15 protein-coding genes are annotated in these 15995 nt (G+C 59.7%); 9 read left to right on the top strand and 6 right to left on the bottom strand.

Going from position 1 to position 15995, the window contains the following annotated elements; genetic code table 11:
- Positions 1–4 precede the first annotated feature (4 nt).
- From KW849_RS21355 to KW849_RS21345, 3 genes are all read right to left on the bottom strand, one after another.
- Complete coding sequence (locus KW849_RS21355) at positions 5–421, bottom strand: DUF3010 family protein (protein ID WP_218431147.1); 417 nt, start codon at positions 419–421, stop codon at positions 5–7.
- Between the two features lie 33 nt (positions 422–454).
- Positions 455–790, bottom strand: a complete 336-nt coding sequence (locus tag KW849_RS21350) for a helix-turn-helix transcriptional regulator (RefSeq protein ID WP_218431244.1) — start codon at positions 788–790, stop codon at positions 455–457.
- 203 nt (positions 791–993) lie between these two features.
- A complete protein-coding gene (locus tag KW849_RS21345) occupies positions 994–1395 on the bottom strand; it encodes a lysozyme inhibitor LprI family protein (RefSeq protein WP_218431146.1) in 402 nt (133 codons plus the stop codon).
- 224 nt (positions 1396–1619) lie between these two features.
- Here KW849_RS21345 and KW849_RS21340 point away from each other — a divergent pair, with 224 nt between their 5' ends.
- The 8 genes from KW849_RS21340 (at position 1620) to KW849_RS21305 (ending at position 11417) form a co-directional block, all read left to right on the top strand.
- Positions 1620–2597, top strand: coding sequence for a dipeptidase (locus KW849_RS21340; RefSeq protein WP_218431145.1), 978 nt, complete (start codon positions 1620–1622; stop codon positions 2595–2597).
- A gap of 78 nt (positions 2598–2675) precedes the next feature.
- Positions 2676–3206: a DUF5943 domain-containing protein gene (locus KW849_RS21335; RefSeq protein WP_218431144.1), complete on the top strand. Its 531-nt coding sequence runs from the start codon at positions 2676–2678 to the stop codon at positions 3204–3206.
- 15 nt (positions 3207–3221) lie between these two features.
- Positions 3222–5282: a dimethylglycine demethylation protein DgcA gene (gene dgcA, locus KW849_RS21330; RefSeq protein ID WP_218431143.1), complete on the top strand. Its 2061-nt coding sequence runs from the start codon at positions 3222–3224 to the stop codon at positions 5280–5282.
- Positions 5283–5425: 143 nt separating this feature from the next.
- Positions 5426–7372, top strand: a complete 1947-nt coding sequence (gene dgcB / locus KW849_RS21325; protein WP_218431142.1) for a dimethylglycine demethylation protein DgcB — start codon at positions 5426–5428, stop codon at positions 7370–7372.
- On the top strand, positions 7372–8592 hold the full coding sequence (locus KW849_RS21320; protein WP_007985970.1) for an electron transfer flavoprotein subunit alpha/FixB family protein: 1221 nt from the start codon (positions 7372–7374) through the stop codon (positions 8590–8592). Before dgcB ends, KW849_RS21320 begins: the two co-directional genes overlap by 1 nt.
- Before the next feature lie 15 nt (positions 8593–8607).
- Positions 8608–9378, top strand: coding sequence for an electron transfer flavoprotein subunit beta (locus tag KW849_RS21315; RefSeq protein ID WP_108216968.1), 771 nt, complete (start codon positions 8608–8610; stop codon positions 9376–9378).
- 69 nt (positions 9379–9447) lie between these two features.
- Complete coding sequence (locus KW849_RS21310; RefSeq protein WP_218431141.1) at positions 9448–10014, top strand: GNAT family N-acetyltransferase; 567 nt, start codon at positions 9448–9450, stop codon at positions 10012–10014.
- Between the two features lie 170 nt (positions 10015–10184).
- Positions 10185–11417, top strand: coding sequence for a retropepsin-like aspartic protease (locus KW849_RS21305; RefSeq protein WP_371319167.1), 1233 nt, complete (start codon positions 10185–10187; stop codon positions 11415–11417).
- Between the two features lie 217 nt (positions 11418–11634).
- On the opposite strand, the gene KW849_RS21300 is transcribed toward KW849_RS21305, so the two are convergent.
- The gene (locus tag KW849_RS21300) at positions 11635–11820 is read right to left on the bottom strand and encodes a hypothetical protein (RefSeq protein ID WP_218431140.1); all 186 of its coding nucleotides are present in this window, start codon (positions 11818–11820) and stop codon (positions 11635–11637) included.
- Between the two features lie 361 nt (positions 11821–12181).
- Positions 12182–13477 (bottom strand): glycine-betaine demethylase subunit GbcA, encoded by a 1296-nt coding sequence (gene gbcA, locus KW849_RS21295; RefSeq protein WP_218431139.1) that lies wholly within the window; start codon positions 13475–13477, stop codon positions 12182–12184.
- Positions 13478–13759: 282 nt separating this feature from the next.
- On the opposite strand from gbcA, the gene gbcB reads away from it, so the two are divergent.
- Complete coding sequence (gene gbcB / locus KW849_RS21290) at positions 13760–14860, top strand: glycine-betaine demethylase subunit GbcB (protein WP_218431138.1); 1101 nt, start codon at positions 13760–13762, stop codon at positions 14858–14860.
- 129 nt (positions 14861–14989) lie between these two features.
- Here the strand turns inward: gbcB and KW849_RS21285 are convergent, their stop codons facing one another.
- Positions 14990–15814 carry an NAD(P)-dependent oxidoreductase gene (locus tag KW849_RS21285; RefSeq protein WP_218431137.1) on the bottom strand — a complete coding sequence of 275 codons (825 nt, stop codon included), beginning with the start codon at positions 15812–15814 and terminating at the stop codon, positions 14990–14992.
- Positions 15815–15995 lie beyond the last annotated feature (181 nt).

The following is a 15995-nucleotide window of genomic DNA, read 5'->3' as shown; positions in this document are numbered from 1 at the left end:
TTTTTTATTTTTTCACCAACGCCGAACACGCCGCTTTGTAAGCCTCATGCTGATACTTGTTCAGCGTCCCCGGCAGTTCGAAGTTGTGCTTCTTGGCCTGGGCATTGATGGTCTGCGGCGACAGCAGGGCTACCTCGCAATTTTCCAGCAACTGGAAAACCCCCTCGATCTTGAAGGTGGTCGGCCCGCCAGCGAACTCGCCTTTCTTGCTGCGCTTCTTGATCGCGATGCGGTCGATGGAGTTCTCACGGACAAACGAAGCGACCTGAGCGGCGAACACTTTGACGTTGGCGGCTTCATCGTCATCGTCCAGCGCAATTTTCTTGGTGGCGAGCGCGACATGGCCCAGCACCTGACCGTCCAGGGTGGCCACGGCGATGATGGCTTCGCTACCTTTGATTTCGATGCCGCAGACTTTCATGTTCAATCTCATTAGTGACAGAGGGTGTGCAGCTTACAGTTCAAGCTGGCTGGCAGTGATGCCAAATGCCAAAGCGATTTTTTCGCGAGTGGCTTTACGGGGCTTGGCGACGGTTTCCTGTTGGGCAAAGGCAGGCTGGGTTATGCCCATGCGTTTGGCCACTTCATCCTGGGTAAGGTTCAAGTGTTCGCGCCAGGCGCGGATAGGGGTAGCGCCATCGACGATACGGCTCACCACTTCATGGGGGATCAAGTCGGGCTCGACTTTCTGCGCCACGTATTGTGCATAGGGAATGACCACGAAGGCTGGATTGCCTTCGGCGTCGTTGATGATTTGAATGTCAGTAGGTGCTTCATCGCGGAAAAATATAAGTCTTTTATAAGATTTGCGAATTTTTACTTATATTTTTGTGATAGGCCATCAACAACATTTGTCGGTATGTTGCGTGAAAAGTCCGCAGAGCAGCGGCTTTCGACAGAAGCTGGAGGTCAGATCTGAGTGCTTTGTGGGAAAAGGGGGTTTTGGCGATTGAAAGCTGGTGGTAGTGCCAGCTTTCAGCGGGACATTCAGGACTATTCCTGCCCAATCGACTCCAAAAACTCCGACCGCTCGTCGCTCATCCGCGCCACGCAATCGTTCTGGGCAATGGTGAACGCCTTGCTGCCACTGGTGGCCGGGAAGGCTTCGACGGCGCAATCGGCGTCGCGGGTCTTCAGCCATTGCTGTTGGGCGGCCTTGATCTTGGCGGTGATGTCGGCCAGTTGCGACGGGTTTTTGCCGTACTGCGACTGCATGCGGTCGTCCAGGCCCTGGAGGTTTTCCTTGAGCAGGTCTTCGGCGGTGGTTTTGCTGAAGGCCGAGCACTCGAGGGTCTGGACGTCGTTTTCGACTTTGTCGCACGGGTTGTCGTCGGACACCTCGGCTGCGTGTACGCCGGTCGCAATCAGTGCCAAAGCCAGAAGGATGGATTTCATTCAGGTCGCCGCTCTATTCCAGTGATGCGGCGAATTCTGGCCCAAGCCGAGGGCCTTGAACAGGTCGGTGATAGTGCCTGGCGACGACCCTTTGTCGCGGATTGACGCTTTCGGCAATTCCCCTGTCGTTTTTGCACCCGGCTGCTTGGGCACCGAGGCATATGCTGGCTCCAAAGCGCCGGCAGACGATTCGGCGCATGAATCGCTAACAAGGGGACAGCCTGATGAGCCCAGCCGAATTGCACGCCGACAGCATCGTTATCGACGGGCTGATTATTGCCAAGTGGAACCGTGAACTGTTCGAAGACATGCGCAAGGGCGGCTTGACCGCGGCCAACTGCACCGTGTCGGTGTGGGAGGGCTTTCAGGCCACCATCAACAACATCGCCGCCAGCCAGAAGCTGATCCGCGAGAACAGCGACCTGGTGATTCCGGTGCGCACCACCGCCGATATCCGCAAGGCCAAGGAACAGGGCAAGACCGGCATCCTCTTTGGCTTCCAGAATGCTCACGCGTTTGAAGACCAGATCGGCTACGTCGAGGTCTTCAAGCAGCTGGGCGTTGGCATCGTGCAGATGTGCTACAACACCCAGAACCTGGTCGGTACCGGTTGCTACGAGCGTGACGGCGGCCTGTCGGGCTTCGGTCGTGAAATCGTCGCCGAGATGAACCGGGTCGGCGTGATGTGCGACCTGTCCCACGTCGGCTCGAAAACCTCCGAAGAAGTCATCCTCGAATCGAAGAAGCCAGTCTGCTACTCCCACTGCCTGCCGTCGGGGCTCAAGGAGCACCCGCGCAACAAGTCCGATGAAGAACTGAAGTTCATTGCCGACCACGGCGGTTTCGTCGGGGTGACCATGTTCGCGCCGTTCCTGGCCAAGGGTATCGATTCGACCATCGACGACTACGCCGAAGCGATCGAATACACCATGAACCTGGTTGGCGAAGACGCCATCGGCATCGGCACCGACTTCACCCAGGGCCATGGCCAGGACTTCTTCGAATACCTGACCCATGACAAGGGCTATGCCCGCCGTCTGACCAGCTTCGGCAAGATCATCAACCCGCTGGGCATCCGCACCGTGGGCGAGTTCCCGAACCTGACCGAGACCCTGCTCAAGCGCGGCCACTCCGAGCGCGTGGTGCGCAAGATCATGGGTGAGAACTGGGTGAATGTCCTCAAGGACGTTTGGGGCGAATAAGCCGCCGCATCTCTGAATCCTTTCCCGCTGCCGTCCGTGCAGCGGGCAACGCAACGAATTTTCTGGAGTCAAGTTTCCATGGCCAAAATCGCCCCGCAATTGCCAATCGAAGTCGACAGCGAAACCGGTGTCTGGACCTCCGACGCCCTGCCGATGCTGTATGTACCGCGTCACTTCTTCGTCAACAACCACATGGGCATCGAGGAAGTGCTGGGCGCTGACGCTTATGCCGAAATCCTCTACAAGGCCGGCTACAAGTCCGCCTGGCACTGGTGTGAAAAAGAAGCCGAATGTCACGGTCTGGAAGGCATCGCCGTGTTCGAACACTACATGAAGCGCCTGTCGCAGCGCGGCTGGGGCCTGTTCAAGATCCAGGACATCGACCTCGACAAAGGCACCGCCAGCGTCAAGCTCGAACACTCGGCATTCGTCTATGTGTACGGCAAGGTCGGGCGTAAGGTCGACTACATGTTCACTGGCTGGTTTGCAGGGGCCATGGACCAGATCCTGGCCGCTCGCGGCAGCAAGATCCGCACCGTGGCCGAGCAAGTCTACGGTGGCTCCGAAGAGGGCCACGAAGACGGTTTGTTCACCGTCAAGCCGTTGTAAGTCGAGGAACCCGCCATGGCTTTCGAAGCAATGTTCCAACCGATCCAGATCGGTAAACTGACCATCCGCAACCGCGTGCTCAGCACCGCGCACGCCGAGGTTTATGCCACCGACGGCGGCATGACCACCGACCGGTACGTCAAGTATTACGAAGAGAAAGCCAAGGGCGGGATCGGCCTGGCGATTTGTGGCGGCTCGTCCGTCGTGGCGATCGACAGCCCGCAGGAGTGGTGGAGCTCGGTGAACCTGTCCACCGACCGCATCATTCCGCACTTCCAGAATCTGGCCGATGCCATGCACAAGCACGGCGCCAAGATCATGATCCAGATTACCCACATGGGTCGTCGCTCGCGTTGGGACGGCTTTAACTGGCCAACGTTGATGTCGCCGTCGGGCGTGCGTGAGCCGGTGCACCGTGCCACTTGCAAGACCATCGAGCCGGAAGAAATCTGGCGGGTGATCGGCAACTATGCGCAGGCTGCGCGTCGTGCCAAGGCCGGTGGCCTGGACGGCGTGGAATTGTCGGCTGTGCACCAGCACATGATCGACCAGTTCTGGAGCCCGCGCGTCAACAAGCGTACCGACGAATGGGGCGGTACCTTCGAAGGCCGCATGAAGTTCGGCCTGGAAGTCTTGAAAGCCGTGCGCGCCGAGGTCGGTGACGACTTCTGCGTGGGCATGCGCATCTGCGGTGATGAGTTTCACCCGGACGGCCTGTCCCACGAAGACATGAAGCAGATCGCCAAGTATTACGACGACACCGGCATGCTCGATTTCATCGGCGTTGTCGGCTCGGGTTGCGACACTCACAACACCCTGGCCAACGTGATTCCGAACATGAGTTACCCGCCTGAGCCGTTCCTGCACCTGGCGGCCGGGATCAAGGAGGTGGTCAAGGTTCCGGTGTTGCACGCGCAGAACATCAAGGACCCGAACCAGGCCACGCGGATTCTGGAAGGCGGTTACGTCGACATGGTCGGCATGACCCGCGCGCACATCGCCGACCCGCACCTGATCGCCAAGATCAAGATGGGCCAGATCGACCAGATCAAGCAGTGCGTTGGCGCCAACTACTGCATCGACCGTCAATACCAGGGCCTGGATGTGTTGTGCATCCAGAACGCCGCAACTTCCCGTGAATACATGGGCGTGCCACACATCATCGAAAAAACCACCGGCGTGAAACGCAAAGTGGTGGTCGTTGGTGCCGGCCCTGCGGGGATGGAAGCCGCTCGCGTTGCCGCCGAACGTGGCCACAACGTGACCCTGTTCGAGAAGAAAGAATTCATCGGCGGCCAAATCACCACCGCTTCGAAAGCACCGCAACGGGACCAGATCGCCGGTATCACCCGCTGGTACCAGCTGGAACTGGCTCGGTTGAAAGTCGATCTGCGCCTGGGCACTGCGGCGGATGCGCCGACCATCATGGACCTGCGTCCAGACGTGGTGGTGCTGGCCGTCGGTGGACATCCGTTCATCGAGCAGAACGAACACTGGGGTGCGGCTGAAGGCTTGGTGGTCAGCAGCTGGGATGTGCTCGACGGCAAGGTTCTGCCTGGCAAGAACGTGCTGGTTTACGACACCATTTGCGAGTTCACCGGCATGTCTACCGCCGACTTCATTGCGGACAAGGGCAGCCAGGTCGAGATCGTCACCGACGACATCAAGCCGGGCGTGGCGATTGGCGGCACGTCGTTCCCGACGTACTACCGCAGCATGTACCCGAAAGAAGTGATCATGACCGGCGACATGATGCTGGAAAAGGTTTACCGCGAAGGCGACAAGCTGGTGGCGGTGTTGGAGAACGAATACACCGGTGCCAAAGAGGAGCGGGTGGTGGACCAGGTGGTCATCGAAAACGGTGTGCGCCCGGACGAGGAAATCTACTACGCCTTGAAGGAAGGCTCGCGCAACAAAGGCCAGATCGACGTCGAAGCCTTGTTCGCGATCAAGCCGCAACCTTGCCTGGAGCAGAGCGGCGACGGCTACCTGCTGTTCCGCATCGGTGACTGCGTGGCACAGCGCAACGTGCATGCGGCGATCTACGACGCGCTGCGGTTGTGCAAGGATTTCTAAGGTTTTGACACCCCTGTGTAGGAGCTGCCGCAGGCTGCGATCTTTTGATCTTGTTTTTAAGGTCAAGATCAAAAGATCGCAGCCTGCGGCAGCTCCTACACACCGACCGTGTTTCTCCAAGATGTACTGGTGGGAGCTTCACCATGTTGAACACCCTTCTTCCTATCCTGTTGTTCGCAGCCCTTGGCCTTGGTGTCCTGGGCGCGTTGCGGCGGGTGGCCATGTGGCGCCGGGGCCGGGCTTCGAAAGTCGACCTGATCGGCGGCCTGTTCGCCATGCCCAAGCGCTACATGGTCGACTTGCACCACGTAGTGGCGCGAGACAAATACATTGCCAACACCCACGTCGCCACGGCTGGCGGTGCGGTAGCGTCTATCGTGCTGGCGATTCTGGTGCACGGTTTCGGCCTGCATAACCGCTTCCTCGGCTATGCGTTGCTGCTGATGACGGCTGTGATGTTCGTCGGTGCGATCTTTGTTTACCTGCGCCGGCGCAACCCTCCATCGCGCCTGTCGAAAGGCCCGTGGATGCGTCTGCCGAAAAGCCTGCTGGCGTTCTCGGCCTCGTTCTTCCTGTTGACCCTGCCGGTGGCGGGCATCCTCCCGGAAAACTTCGGTGGCTGGCTGTTGGCAGCGGTTCTCGGGGTTGGCGTGCTGTGGGGCGTGTCGGAACTGTTCTTCGGCATGACCTGGGGCGGGCCGATGAAGCACGCCTTCGCCGGTGCGCTGCACCTGGCCTGGCACCGTCGCGCCGAACGCTTCGGTGGCGGTCGTTCCACGGGCCTCAAGCCTCTGGACTTGAGCGACCCGACCGCGCCGTTGGGCGTGGAAAAACCCAAGGATTTCACCTGGAACCAATTGCTCGGCTTCGACGCCTGCGTGCAATGCGGTAAATGCGAAGCGGCATGCCCGGCGTTCGCCGCCGGCCAGCCGTTGAACCCGAAAAAACTGATTCAGGACATGGTCGTCGGCCTGGCCGGCGGCACCGATGCCAAGTTTGCCGGCAGTCCGTATCCGGGCAAGGCCATCGGCGAGCACGCGGGCAATCCACATCAACCGATCGTCAACGGTCTGGTGGACGCCGAAACCCTGTGGTCGTGCACCACCTGCCGTGCCTGTGTCGAGGAATGCCCGATGATGATCGAGCACGTCGACGCCATCGTCGACATGCGTCGCCATCTGACCCTGGAAAAAGGCGCAACCCCGAACAAGGGCGCGGAAGTCCTGGAAAACCTGATCGCCACTGACAACCCGGGCGGTTTCGCGCCGGGCGGGCGGATGAACTGGGCGGCGGATTTGAACCTCAATCTGCTCAGCGAAAAGAAATCCACCGACGTGCTGTTCTGGGTCGGCGACGGCGCCTTCGACATGCGCAACCAGCGCACCCTGCGCGCTTTCGTCAAAGTGCTCAAGGCGGCGAAAATCGACTTCGCCGTGCTCGGCCTCGAAGAACGCGACAGCGGTGACGTGGCCCGGCGCCTGGGCGACGAAGCGACCTTCCAGCTGTTGGCCAAACGCAACATCCAGACCCTGGCCAAGTACAGCTTCAACCGCATCGTCACCTGTGATCCGCACAGCTTCCACGTGCTGAAAAACGAGTACGGCGCCTTCGATGGCAACTACCTGGTGCAGCACCACAGCACCTACATGGCGGAAATCATCGATGCTGGCGCGCTCAATCTCGGTCAGCACAAAGGCGACAGCGTGACCTATCACGACCCGTGCTACCTCGGCCGCTACAACGGTGAGTACGAGGCGCCGCGTCAGGTGTTGCGCGCCCTCGGGATCGAAGTGAAAGAGATGCAACGTTCCGGCTTCCGTTCGCGCTGCTGCGGCGGTGGTGGCGGTGCGCCGATCACCGACATTCCCGGCAAGCAACGTATTCCCGACATGCGCATGGACGATATCCGCGAAACCGGCGCCGAACTGGTGGCCGTGGGTTGCCCACAATGCACGGCGATGCTCGAAGGCGTGGTCGAACCCCGTCCGCTGATCAAGGACATTGCCGAACTGGTGGCCGACGCGCTGCTGGAAGACGACGCGGCAAAGCCGGCCGCGCCGGCCAAACGTGAACCTGCGGAGGTGCACTGATGAGCGACATTATCCGCCGCGACCCGCGGGCCGAATGGATCGCCCGCAACCGGCTGCACCCGCTACACGCGGCCATGCAACCGGCGCAACACAGCTGGATGGGGCCGAATGGCGTCATCCGCAAGAATCCCCACGGCATTGGCTTTATCGGTCCGAACGGCATCAAGCGTATCGACCGTAGTGGCGCCCAGCAGGGTGGGGCGACTAAACGTTCAGCCGCTGTTGAAGTGCAGTTGCCATTGCATCAGGTGGCCGCGCCGGCGTTTTACATCAGCGTGGTGCCGGACATGGTCGGTGGTCGCTTGAGCAGCCACGACCGCGACTTGCTGGGCCTGGCCCATCAGCTGGCCGGCAAGGACGGTGCGGTGTTGGCCGTGGTGTTCGGCGAGCACAAGGAAAACGCTTTCGCCACGGCGGGCGTCGACCGCCTGCTCGTGCTGGAAGGCGAAGAATTCAACGGTTATGCACCAGAGCAACGGGTCCAGGGCCTGCGGGCTGTGGATAACCAGTTCAGCCCGCGTCACTGGTTACTGCCGGACAGCCGCAGTGGCGGTGGCGAACTCGGTCGACGTTTCGCCGCGGCACTGGGCGAGCGTCCGGCCACGCGGGTCTGGCAGGTCAAGGATCAGGAGTGCATTGGTCGAGCCGGCGCAGGTCTGCAAGACCTTGCCCGTCCACTGGCGCGATTGATTCTGGCGGCTGCCGAGTGCGCCGAACCGGTCAGCGAAACCCGTCACGAAGCCTTGCCGGTGGAGTTATCCACAACCGTGGCGCGCAGCTTGTCGCGGATTGAAGATCTGGGTGCGGTGGCAGTCGATCCGGCGGCAATCCCCATGGCCGAAGCCGAGTTCATTTTCTCCGGCGGCAACGGGGTCAAGGACTGGGGACTTTTCCACAGGACCGCCGAAGCCCTCGGCGCGACCGAAGGCGCCTCGCGGGTGGCAGTGGACGACGGCTTCATGGCTCGCGATCGTCAGGTCGGGGCATCCGGCACTTGGGTCACCGCACGGGTCTATGTGGCAGTGGGGATTTCCGGGGCGATCCAGCACCTGCAAGGCATCGGTGCCTGCGACAAGGTGGTGGCGATCAACCTCGACCCTGGCTGCGACATGATCAAGCGTGCCGACCTCTCGGTGATCGGTGAGAGCGCGGAGATTCTTCAAGCCTTGATCGAGGCGGTAGAGGCTTACCGCAACGACGCCAAGCGCGATGCGGCTTAAGGGAAGGAAAGGGTTATGAGCACGAAAATCATCAGCCTGGTGTCCATCGGCGCCCACCCGACGTCCGGTCGGCCACGTCGCGCGGAACAGGATGCGCGGGCGGTAGAGCTGGGCCTGCAACTGGCTGGGGATAACCTGCAAGTGCTGCATGCCGGCGACATCGCCGAGCCTGCATTGCGCGCTTACCTGGGCATGGGGCTGGAGCAACTGCATGTGTTGGAGCAACCGCAAGGCGCCGATGCGCTACCGGCGCTGACCGAGTATCTGCGCGATGCAGGTGCTCAGGTGGTGTTGACCGGCAGTCAGGCGGAAACCGGCGAAGGCTCGGGCATGTTGCCCTTCCTGCTCGCCGAAAGCCTGGGTTGGCCGCTGGTGGTGGGGCTGGCTCAGGTCGAGTCCATCGACGGCGGTTCGGCGCTGGTGCTGCAGGCCTTGCCGCGCGGTCAACGTCGGCGGCTGAAGGTGCGCCTGCCGTTTCTGGCAACGGTGGATAACGCCGCGCCCAAGCCTCGCCAGAGCGCTTACGGCCCGGCCCGACGCGGCGTGCTGCAAGCGCAGGAAGTTGAAGTCATCGATGATCAATTGCTTGCGGTCGCCAGCCTGCAACCAGCCAAGCCACGGCCCAAGCGCCTGAAAGTAATCAAGGCCAAGAGCGGCGCCGATCGTATGAAAGCCGCAACCGCGAAAGCCAGTGGCGGTGGCGGACAAGTGCTCAAAGGCGTTACGGCGCAAGCTGGGGCTGAGGCGATACTCAAGTTGTTGATTGAAGAAGGCGTGGTCCGCTAGCGTTTTTTGCAGAAGCAGCCTGCGGCAGCTCTTACATGTGGACTGGATAAATCTGGCAGAGAAAAAACAATGGCAGTTGAATTTCGTTCGGCAGTGCGTGCAGACGCGCGTGCGATTGCGCGTCTGTTCCAGATTTCCTCAGAGGGCGCTTCGGATTACATCTGGAGCCAGTTAGCCGAGCCCGGTCAGGACTTGCTGGATGTAGGTGCCATTCGATACGCCCGGGACGACGTGGATTTCTCCTACCAGAACTGCCTGATTGCCGAGGCCGGTGGTCAGGTCATTGGCATGATGCACAGCTACGTGATGCGCCACGATCCACTGGCGGTGCCGACGACCGACCCGGTACTGGCGCCTTACGCCGACATGGAGGTACCCGATACCCTGTACATCTCCAGCCTGGCCCTGCATGAAGGCTGGCGCAACCGGGGGTTGGGCGTGCAGTTTCTCGCCCATGCTCAAGAACGCGCCGACCAGCTGGGGCTCAATGGCCTGAGCCTGATCGATTACGCCGCCAACACTGGCGCCCGGCGTTTTTACGAACGGCACGGTTTCGGGATCATCAAGACCTGCCAGGTCACCCCTCATCCCATGATCCGCGTCACCGGTGACGCCTATCTAATGCACAGGCCTTGAGCTTGCTCGAGGGGTCGACCGACGACGGTTATCCACAGCGCCACGAACGCTCGCTCTCGTCCCACGCCGACGAGGGCGGTGAGCTACAGTTTTCTAAGCGCTGATCAAAGGTGCGGCACGCTTTCGGGAGCTTTCAGACATTCAGCGCTGACTCATAAAACCCGGTTTTTATGATTGGCCTGAATATGAAGACTATCGCTCTTCTGGCGCTCTTTGCATCGGCCATGTGGTTATCCACAGGCTTGATCTCTGCCGCCCAGACAAACGCGCCCGTGGCACCGGCTGAGGCTGACCAGGATTTTTATCGCTGGATAGACTCCGAACAGGGGCGCAACGCGTCCCTGGCGCAACTGCGGCAACAGTGCGACAAGGTGTTGGATGCCGATAGACACCTCAGCTGTTCGGTGACGGTCTTCGCCAGATTGCTCGAAGCCAAGGCCGCCAACCAACTCCCCGAATACTACCTGGCGATAAAAGCCAGGCATGCCCGGGCGATTGCCGCCAGCGCCGATCTGAAGCCCCTGTTTTCCACGTTTGGCAGCAAATCACTGGCTGTCCTGGCGGCGACCGGCGATTTCACGGTCAAGGGTTCGACGCGGCATGAGGTGCTACCGCTCCACCCGTATGCCAACGACTTTTACATCGCTGAACAAGTGCTGCCATTTATCGAGGTCGGCGCGGCCAATGGGGTCTCGGCGCGTTTTGTGCTGGACACGGGCGCACCGCAAACCCGGGTCAACATCGACACGGCGAAACAGATGGGCATCAGGTTGCTGCCCGATGCTTTTTATCGCTACAGCACGTTTTATGGCGAAAAGGGCTTGGCCGCGAGGCTGGGAATTCTCGGGTCGCTGAAAGTCGGCACCCGCGAGTTCAGGAACGTCCTGGTCTTTGTCAGCGACCGGGACAATCTGTTGGGGCTGGATCTGATCACCAAGCTGGGGCGCTTGAAGATCACCAGCAGAACACTGGAGCTGAATCCACCGCCGGCCACACGCTGTGATGCGTCGATTGTCGTCAGCCGCCTGGATCTCAATCAACGGCTGGTGGTGGCCGCACAGCTGGATCGCCGGGCAACGCAGGCCATCATCGATACCGGAAATGTCGACTACCTGACGGCCTCGTCGCCCGGCAGGCAGCTCAGTGTTGCGCAAGCGCTGACACCGGGACGCTCGAGCGTTACCGCCAACGACAACAAGCGCTTCCAACGCTTCGACGGCGTATTGGCCCTGCAAGGCAATACAATGGCGGTCACCTACAAATACTACCCGGGCTTTACCATCCCGCCTTCGCTGATCGGCGGGCAATATGTCCCGTCGATATTGCTCGGATGGCGCGCCTTCAAAGACTTTGAATTGAACCTGGACCTGGATTCAGGTCGCTCATGCCTCAATAAAGTTTGAACAACTTCGGTGTTTACCCACAATCCCTGTTGGTGGTTCTGTGGACAACATGTTCGCCCCTCGCTACACCCCATATAAATAAAGCCCTGCAAGCCGTTGCTCAAAAAGCAACCAGCCTTGCTCGTAGTTTTTCCAAGCTTTTTCAAGGGGATAAGTGCTGCTGGGGATGCAGACTTGCCCCCAATCTCTGTTGGCGCTTCTGTGGATAAGATGTTTGCTATCGGCTGTAGGCCTTATAAACAGCGGCTTTCATGGTTGCGATCAAAAAATGATCAATTGATGGTTGTGAGCCGGAGAATTCTACGAAAACACCGGTTTCTTGCGGGTCATAGCGGTTTTCCACAGCGTCTTCGAAGTTAACCCCAAAGTCTGTTGGCGCTTCTGTGGATAAGGTGTTTGCCATCCTCTGGAAGCCTTGTATTCCGTGCCTTTCAGGTTGGTGATCAAAAAATGATCAGTCCGATCGTGGAAGCATGCTTCTGGATAAGTCACGGTTTTTCTTTGGTTTTTTTAAAGAGATTTTGCAGTCTTTCCACAGTTGTCCCCAATAGCTGTGGGTGGAGATGTGGATAACTTGTTTGCGGAAGGCTGGGAGGTGCGGCGGGCATAGGCCTGAACGAGATAGGTCATATTTCGTACAGTTCTAATGAAGAGAGGAATTACCGAGAGGAGTTTGTTGATGCTGAGGGCGCCATCGCGAGCAGGCTCGCTCCCACAAGGGATCTTCAGTGCACATAGATCCAGTGTGGGAGCGAGCCTTGCTTTTAGCCTTGTACCGGAACCCCTTTGAGGTACGGCGCAGGCTCGGCCCCAAGGTTGTTCAGCAACCGCTCGCTGTACCAGTCCACGAAGTTCACCACGCCGAACTCATAGGTCTTGGAGTACGGGCCAGGCTGGTACGCGGTGGAGTTGATGCCGCGCTGGTTCTCTTCGGCCAGGCGACGGTCCTGGTCGTTGGTGGCGTCCCAGACCTGGCGCATGCGCTCCACGTCGTAGTCCACGCCTTCGACCGCGTCCTTGTGCACGATCCACTTGGTGGTGACCATGGTTTCCTGGGCGCTGATCGGCCACACGGTGAACACGATGATGTGGTCGCCCATGCAGTGGTTCCACGAGTGCGGCAGGTGCAGGATGCGCATCGAGCCCAGATCCGGGTTCTGGATCCGGCCCATGAGTTTTTTGCAGCCTTGCTTGCCGTCGATCGTCATCGACACGGTGCCCTTGAGCAGCGGCATGCGCACGATACGGTTACGCAGGCCGAAACTGGCGTGGGCGTAAGGGATCTTCTCGGCTTCCCAGGCAGCGGCCGAAGCAGCGACGTGGTCCTTGAAGGCCTGATCCGCGCGCGGGTCGGTGACGTCGTCCCATTCCAGCAGGGTTTTCAACAGTTCCGGGTGCGACGCGTTGCAGTGGTAGCACTCGCGGTTGTTTTCCAGCACCAGTTTCCAGTTGGCTTTTTCGAACAAGGTGGTCTGGATCGCCACCTTGGTGTTCTCCATGTCGTACGGTTCCATGTAATGGTTCAGCGTCGACAGGAAGTCATCGATGGCCGGCGGGTTTTCCGACAGGCTGATGAAGATGTAGCCGCCGGCGGTCTTCACGTTCACCGGCTTGAGGCCGTACTGCTTCATGTCGAAGTCGGCGCCCATTTCAGTGCCGGCGAACAACAGGCGGCCATCGAGTTCGTAGGTCCACTGGTGGTAGTGGCAGACCAGTTTGGCGACCTTGCCTTTTTCGCTGGTGCACAGGCGTGAGCCACGGTGGCGGCAGACGTTATGGAACGCGTGCACCACGCCCTCGGCGCCACGAATCACGATGATCGGGTTCTTGCCGATCTGCAGGGTCAGGTAGTTGCCCTTGGTAGGGATTTCGCAGGTCATGCCGGCGATCAACCACTCTTTCTGGAAGATTTCCTGCATATCGATATCAAACAGCCGCTCGTCAGAGTAAAACGGCTGCGGCAGCGAGAAAGTGCGCTCGCGCTCTTGCAGCATCTGTGCGGTGGCCTTGCGTGCGGGTTCCAGCGGATCGCCCAGGCTCAGGGTAGTGGTGACGTCCATCATTTAATCCTCAAGGCCATTCTGTGTGGCCGGCGAATAGTGGCTACGGTTGTGCGACGCAAGACAAAAAACAGCAGTTATCTGTTGAGGCGAGTGTGGGGCCGGCGCTGCCCGGAACCTTATCCATGGGCGACATGGCCCAATCTGTTCCCGACGCGCAACCCCCGGTAATTGGGGGCTGGTCGCGATAAGTATGTGAATGTCGCAGATAGGTAAATGGGAGGTTCGCGCTATACGCAGAATCCCCAACATGAAGGCCGACAGTCGGCCGTGGAGATCAGCATGTCCAACAGCTTCCTGAACCCGGTAACCACCCAGACCTGGGCCAATGGCCGACACATTGTCCGTTGCGTCAAAGTCATCCAGGAAACCTGGGATGTGCGCACCTTCTGCTTTATGGCCGACCAGCCAATCCTGTTCTTTTTCAAGCCCGGGCAGTTCGTCACCCTGGAGCTGGAAATTGACGGCGTACAGATCATGCGCTCCTACACCATTTCCAGTTCGCCGTCGGTGCCGTACAGCTTTTCGGTGACTATCAAGCGTGTGCCGGGGGGCAAGGTGTCCAACTGGCTGCACGACACTCTGCATGAAGGCCAGGAGCTGGCGGTGCACGGGCCGGTCGGACTGTTCAATGCCATGGACTTCCCTGCGCCGAAAGTACTCTACCTCAGCGGCGGCGTCGGCATCACGCCGTGCATGTCCATGGCGCGCTGGTTCTACGACACCAACGGCAACGTCGACATGACGTTTATCCACAGCGCCCGCTCACCCAAAGACATCATTTATCACCGCGAGCTGGAACACATGGCGTCGCGGATCGAGAACTTCAGCCTGCACCTGATCTGTGAGAAACATGGCATGGGTGAGCCCTGGGCCGGTTATCGCGGTTACCTGAACCACAGAATGCTTGAATTGATGGCGCCGGATTTCCTTGAGCGCGAAGTGTTCTGCTGCGGCCCGACACCGTATATGACCGCGGTCAAGCGCTTGCTGGAAGGCGCTGGCTTCGACATGTCGCGCTACCACGAAGAGTCCTTCGGCGCGACTCCGCCAGAGGCCCGCGCCGACGCCGTGGAACACGCTGAACAAGCGGCCGAGGCAGCGGAAGTGGACGAGGCGGATCTGCACCAGGTGGAATTCATCGCATCCGGCAAGAGCATTCGCGTGGCCCCGGGCGAGACCGTGCATGCGGCGGCGGCCAAGGTCGGCCTGATGATCCCGAAAGCGTGCGGCATGGGCATCTGCGGCACCTGCAAGGTGTTGAAGCTGGGCGGCGAAGTGGAAATGGAACACAACGGCGGGATCACCGAGGAAGACGAAGCCGAAGGGTATATCCTGTCGTGCTGCAGTGTGCCGAAGGGTGACGTGCGCATCGAGTTCTAATAAACGCCGATCCTCGCCCTGTAGGAGCTGCCGAAGGCTGCGATCTTTTGATCTTGATCTTTAAAAAATCAAAGTCAAAAGATCGCAGCCTCGTTTCACTCGACAGCTCCTACAGAGGTTGTGGATATCTCAGTCGACGAATAGGTCAGGCATTAGTGTGTCGCTGCTGTCCGGTGCAAAGCGATAGTGTTCGAACTCCGTCACACCGCTTTCCCGCAGAATCTCCTCATCAATCAACAAGCGCCCGGTCAGGCTGCGATTCGCGCTGCTCAAAATGACATGCGCCGCATCGGCCATGATCGCAGGCACGCGCGCATGCTTGAATGACTCCCTCGACCCCAACTGAAACTCGATGGCAGCGGTGGCGATCATCGTCTGTGGCCACAGCGAGTTGACGCTGATGCCGTAATTCCTGAATTCCTCACTCATGCCCAAGGTCAGCATGCTCATGCCGTATTTGGTCACGGTGTACGGGCTGTACTGGGCAAACCACTTGGTGGCCAGGTTCAGGGGCGGGGACAGGTTGAGGATGTGGCCGCGGGACTTCTTCAAATAGGGCAGGGCGGCCTGGCTGCACAGCAGCACGGCGCGGGTGTTGATCTGGTGCATCAGGTCGAAGCGCTTGAGTTCGAGGTGCTGGACCCCGGTCAATTTGATCGCCCCGGCGTTATTGATCAGCGCATCGATGCTGCCGAAATGTTCGTTGGCTCGGGCCAGTGCTTCGCGTACGGCGTCTTCCTCACGCACATCCACCTGCAGAGCCAAGGCTTTCCCGCCAGCGGCTTCCACTTCCCGGGCCACACTGAAGATCGTGCCCGGTAGCTTGGGGTGGGGTTCGGCACTTTTTGCGGCGATCACAATGTTGGCCCCATCGTGTGCGGCCCGCAGCGCAATCTCGCGGCCGATGCCGCGGCTGGCACCGGTGATGAACAGGGTTTTGCCTTGCAATGACATGCTGACGCTCCTGATTGTTGTTATGTGAGCGGATCGGCTCGACAAACAATGTAGACGATGTCTTCAGGTGCGGACTGTCAGGGGATACGGATGGCTTTTGTAGGAGTGAGCCTGCTCCGGGCGGCGTTCCGACGATAGCGGTCTTTCATCCAACAGATCTGGTGAATGATCGGGCCTCATC

Source organism: Pseudomonas sp. PDM26 (assembly GCF_019219185.1).
Lineage (GTDB): Bacteria > Pseudomonadota > Gammaproteobacteria > Pseudomonadales > Pseudomonadaceae > Aquipseudomonas.
This window is presented reverse-complemented; position numbering and strand designations above follow the sequence as displayed.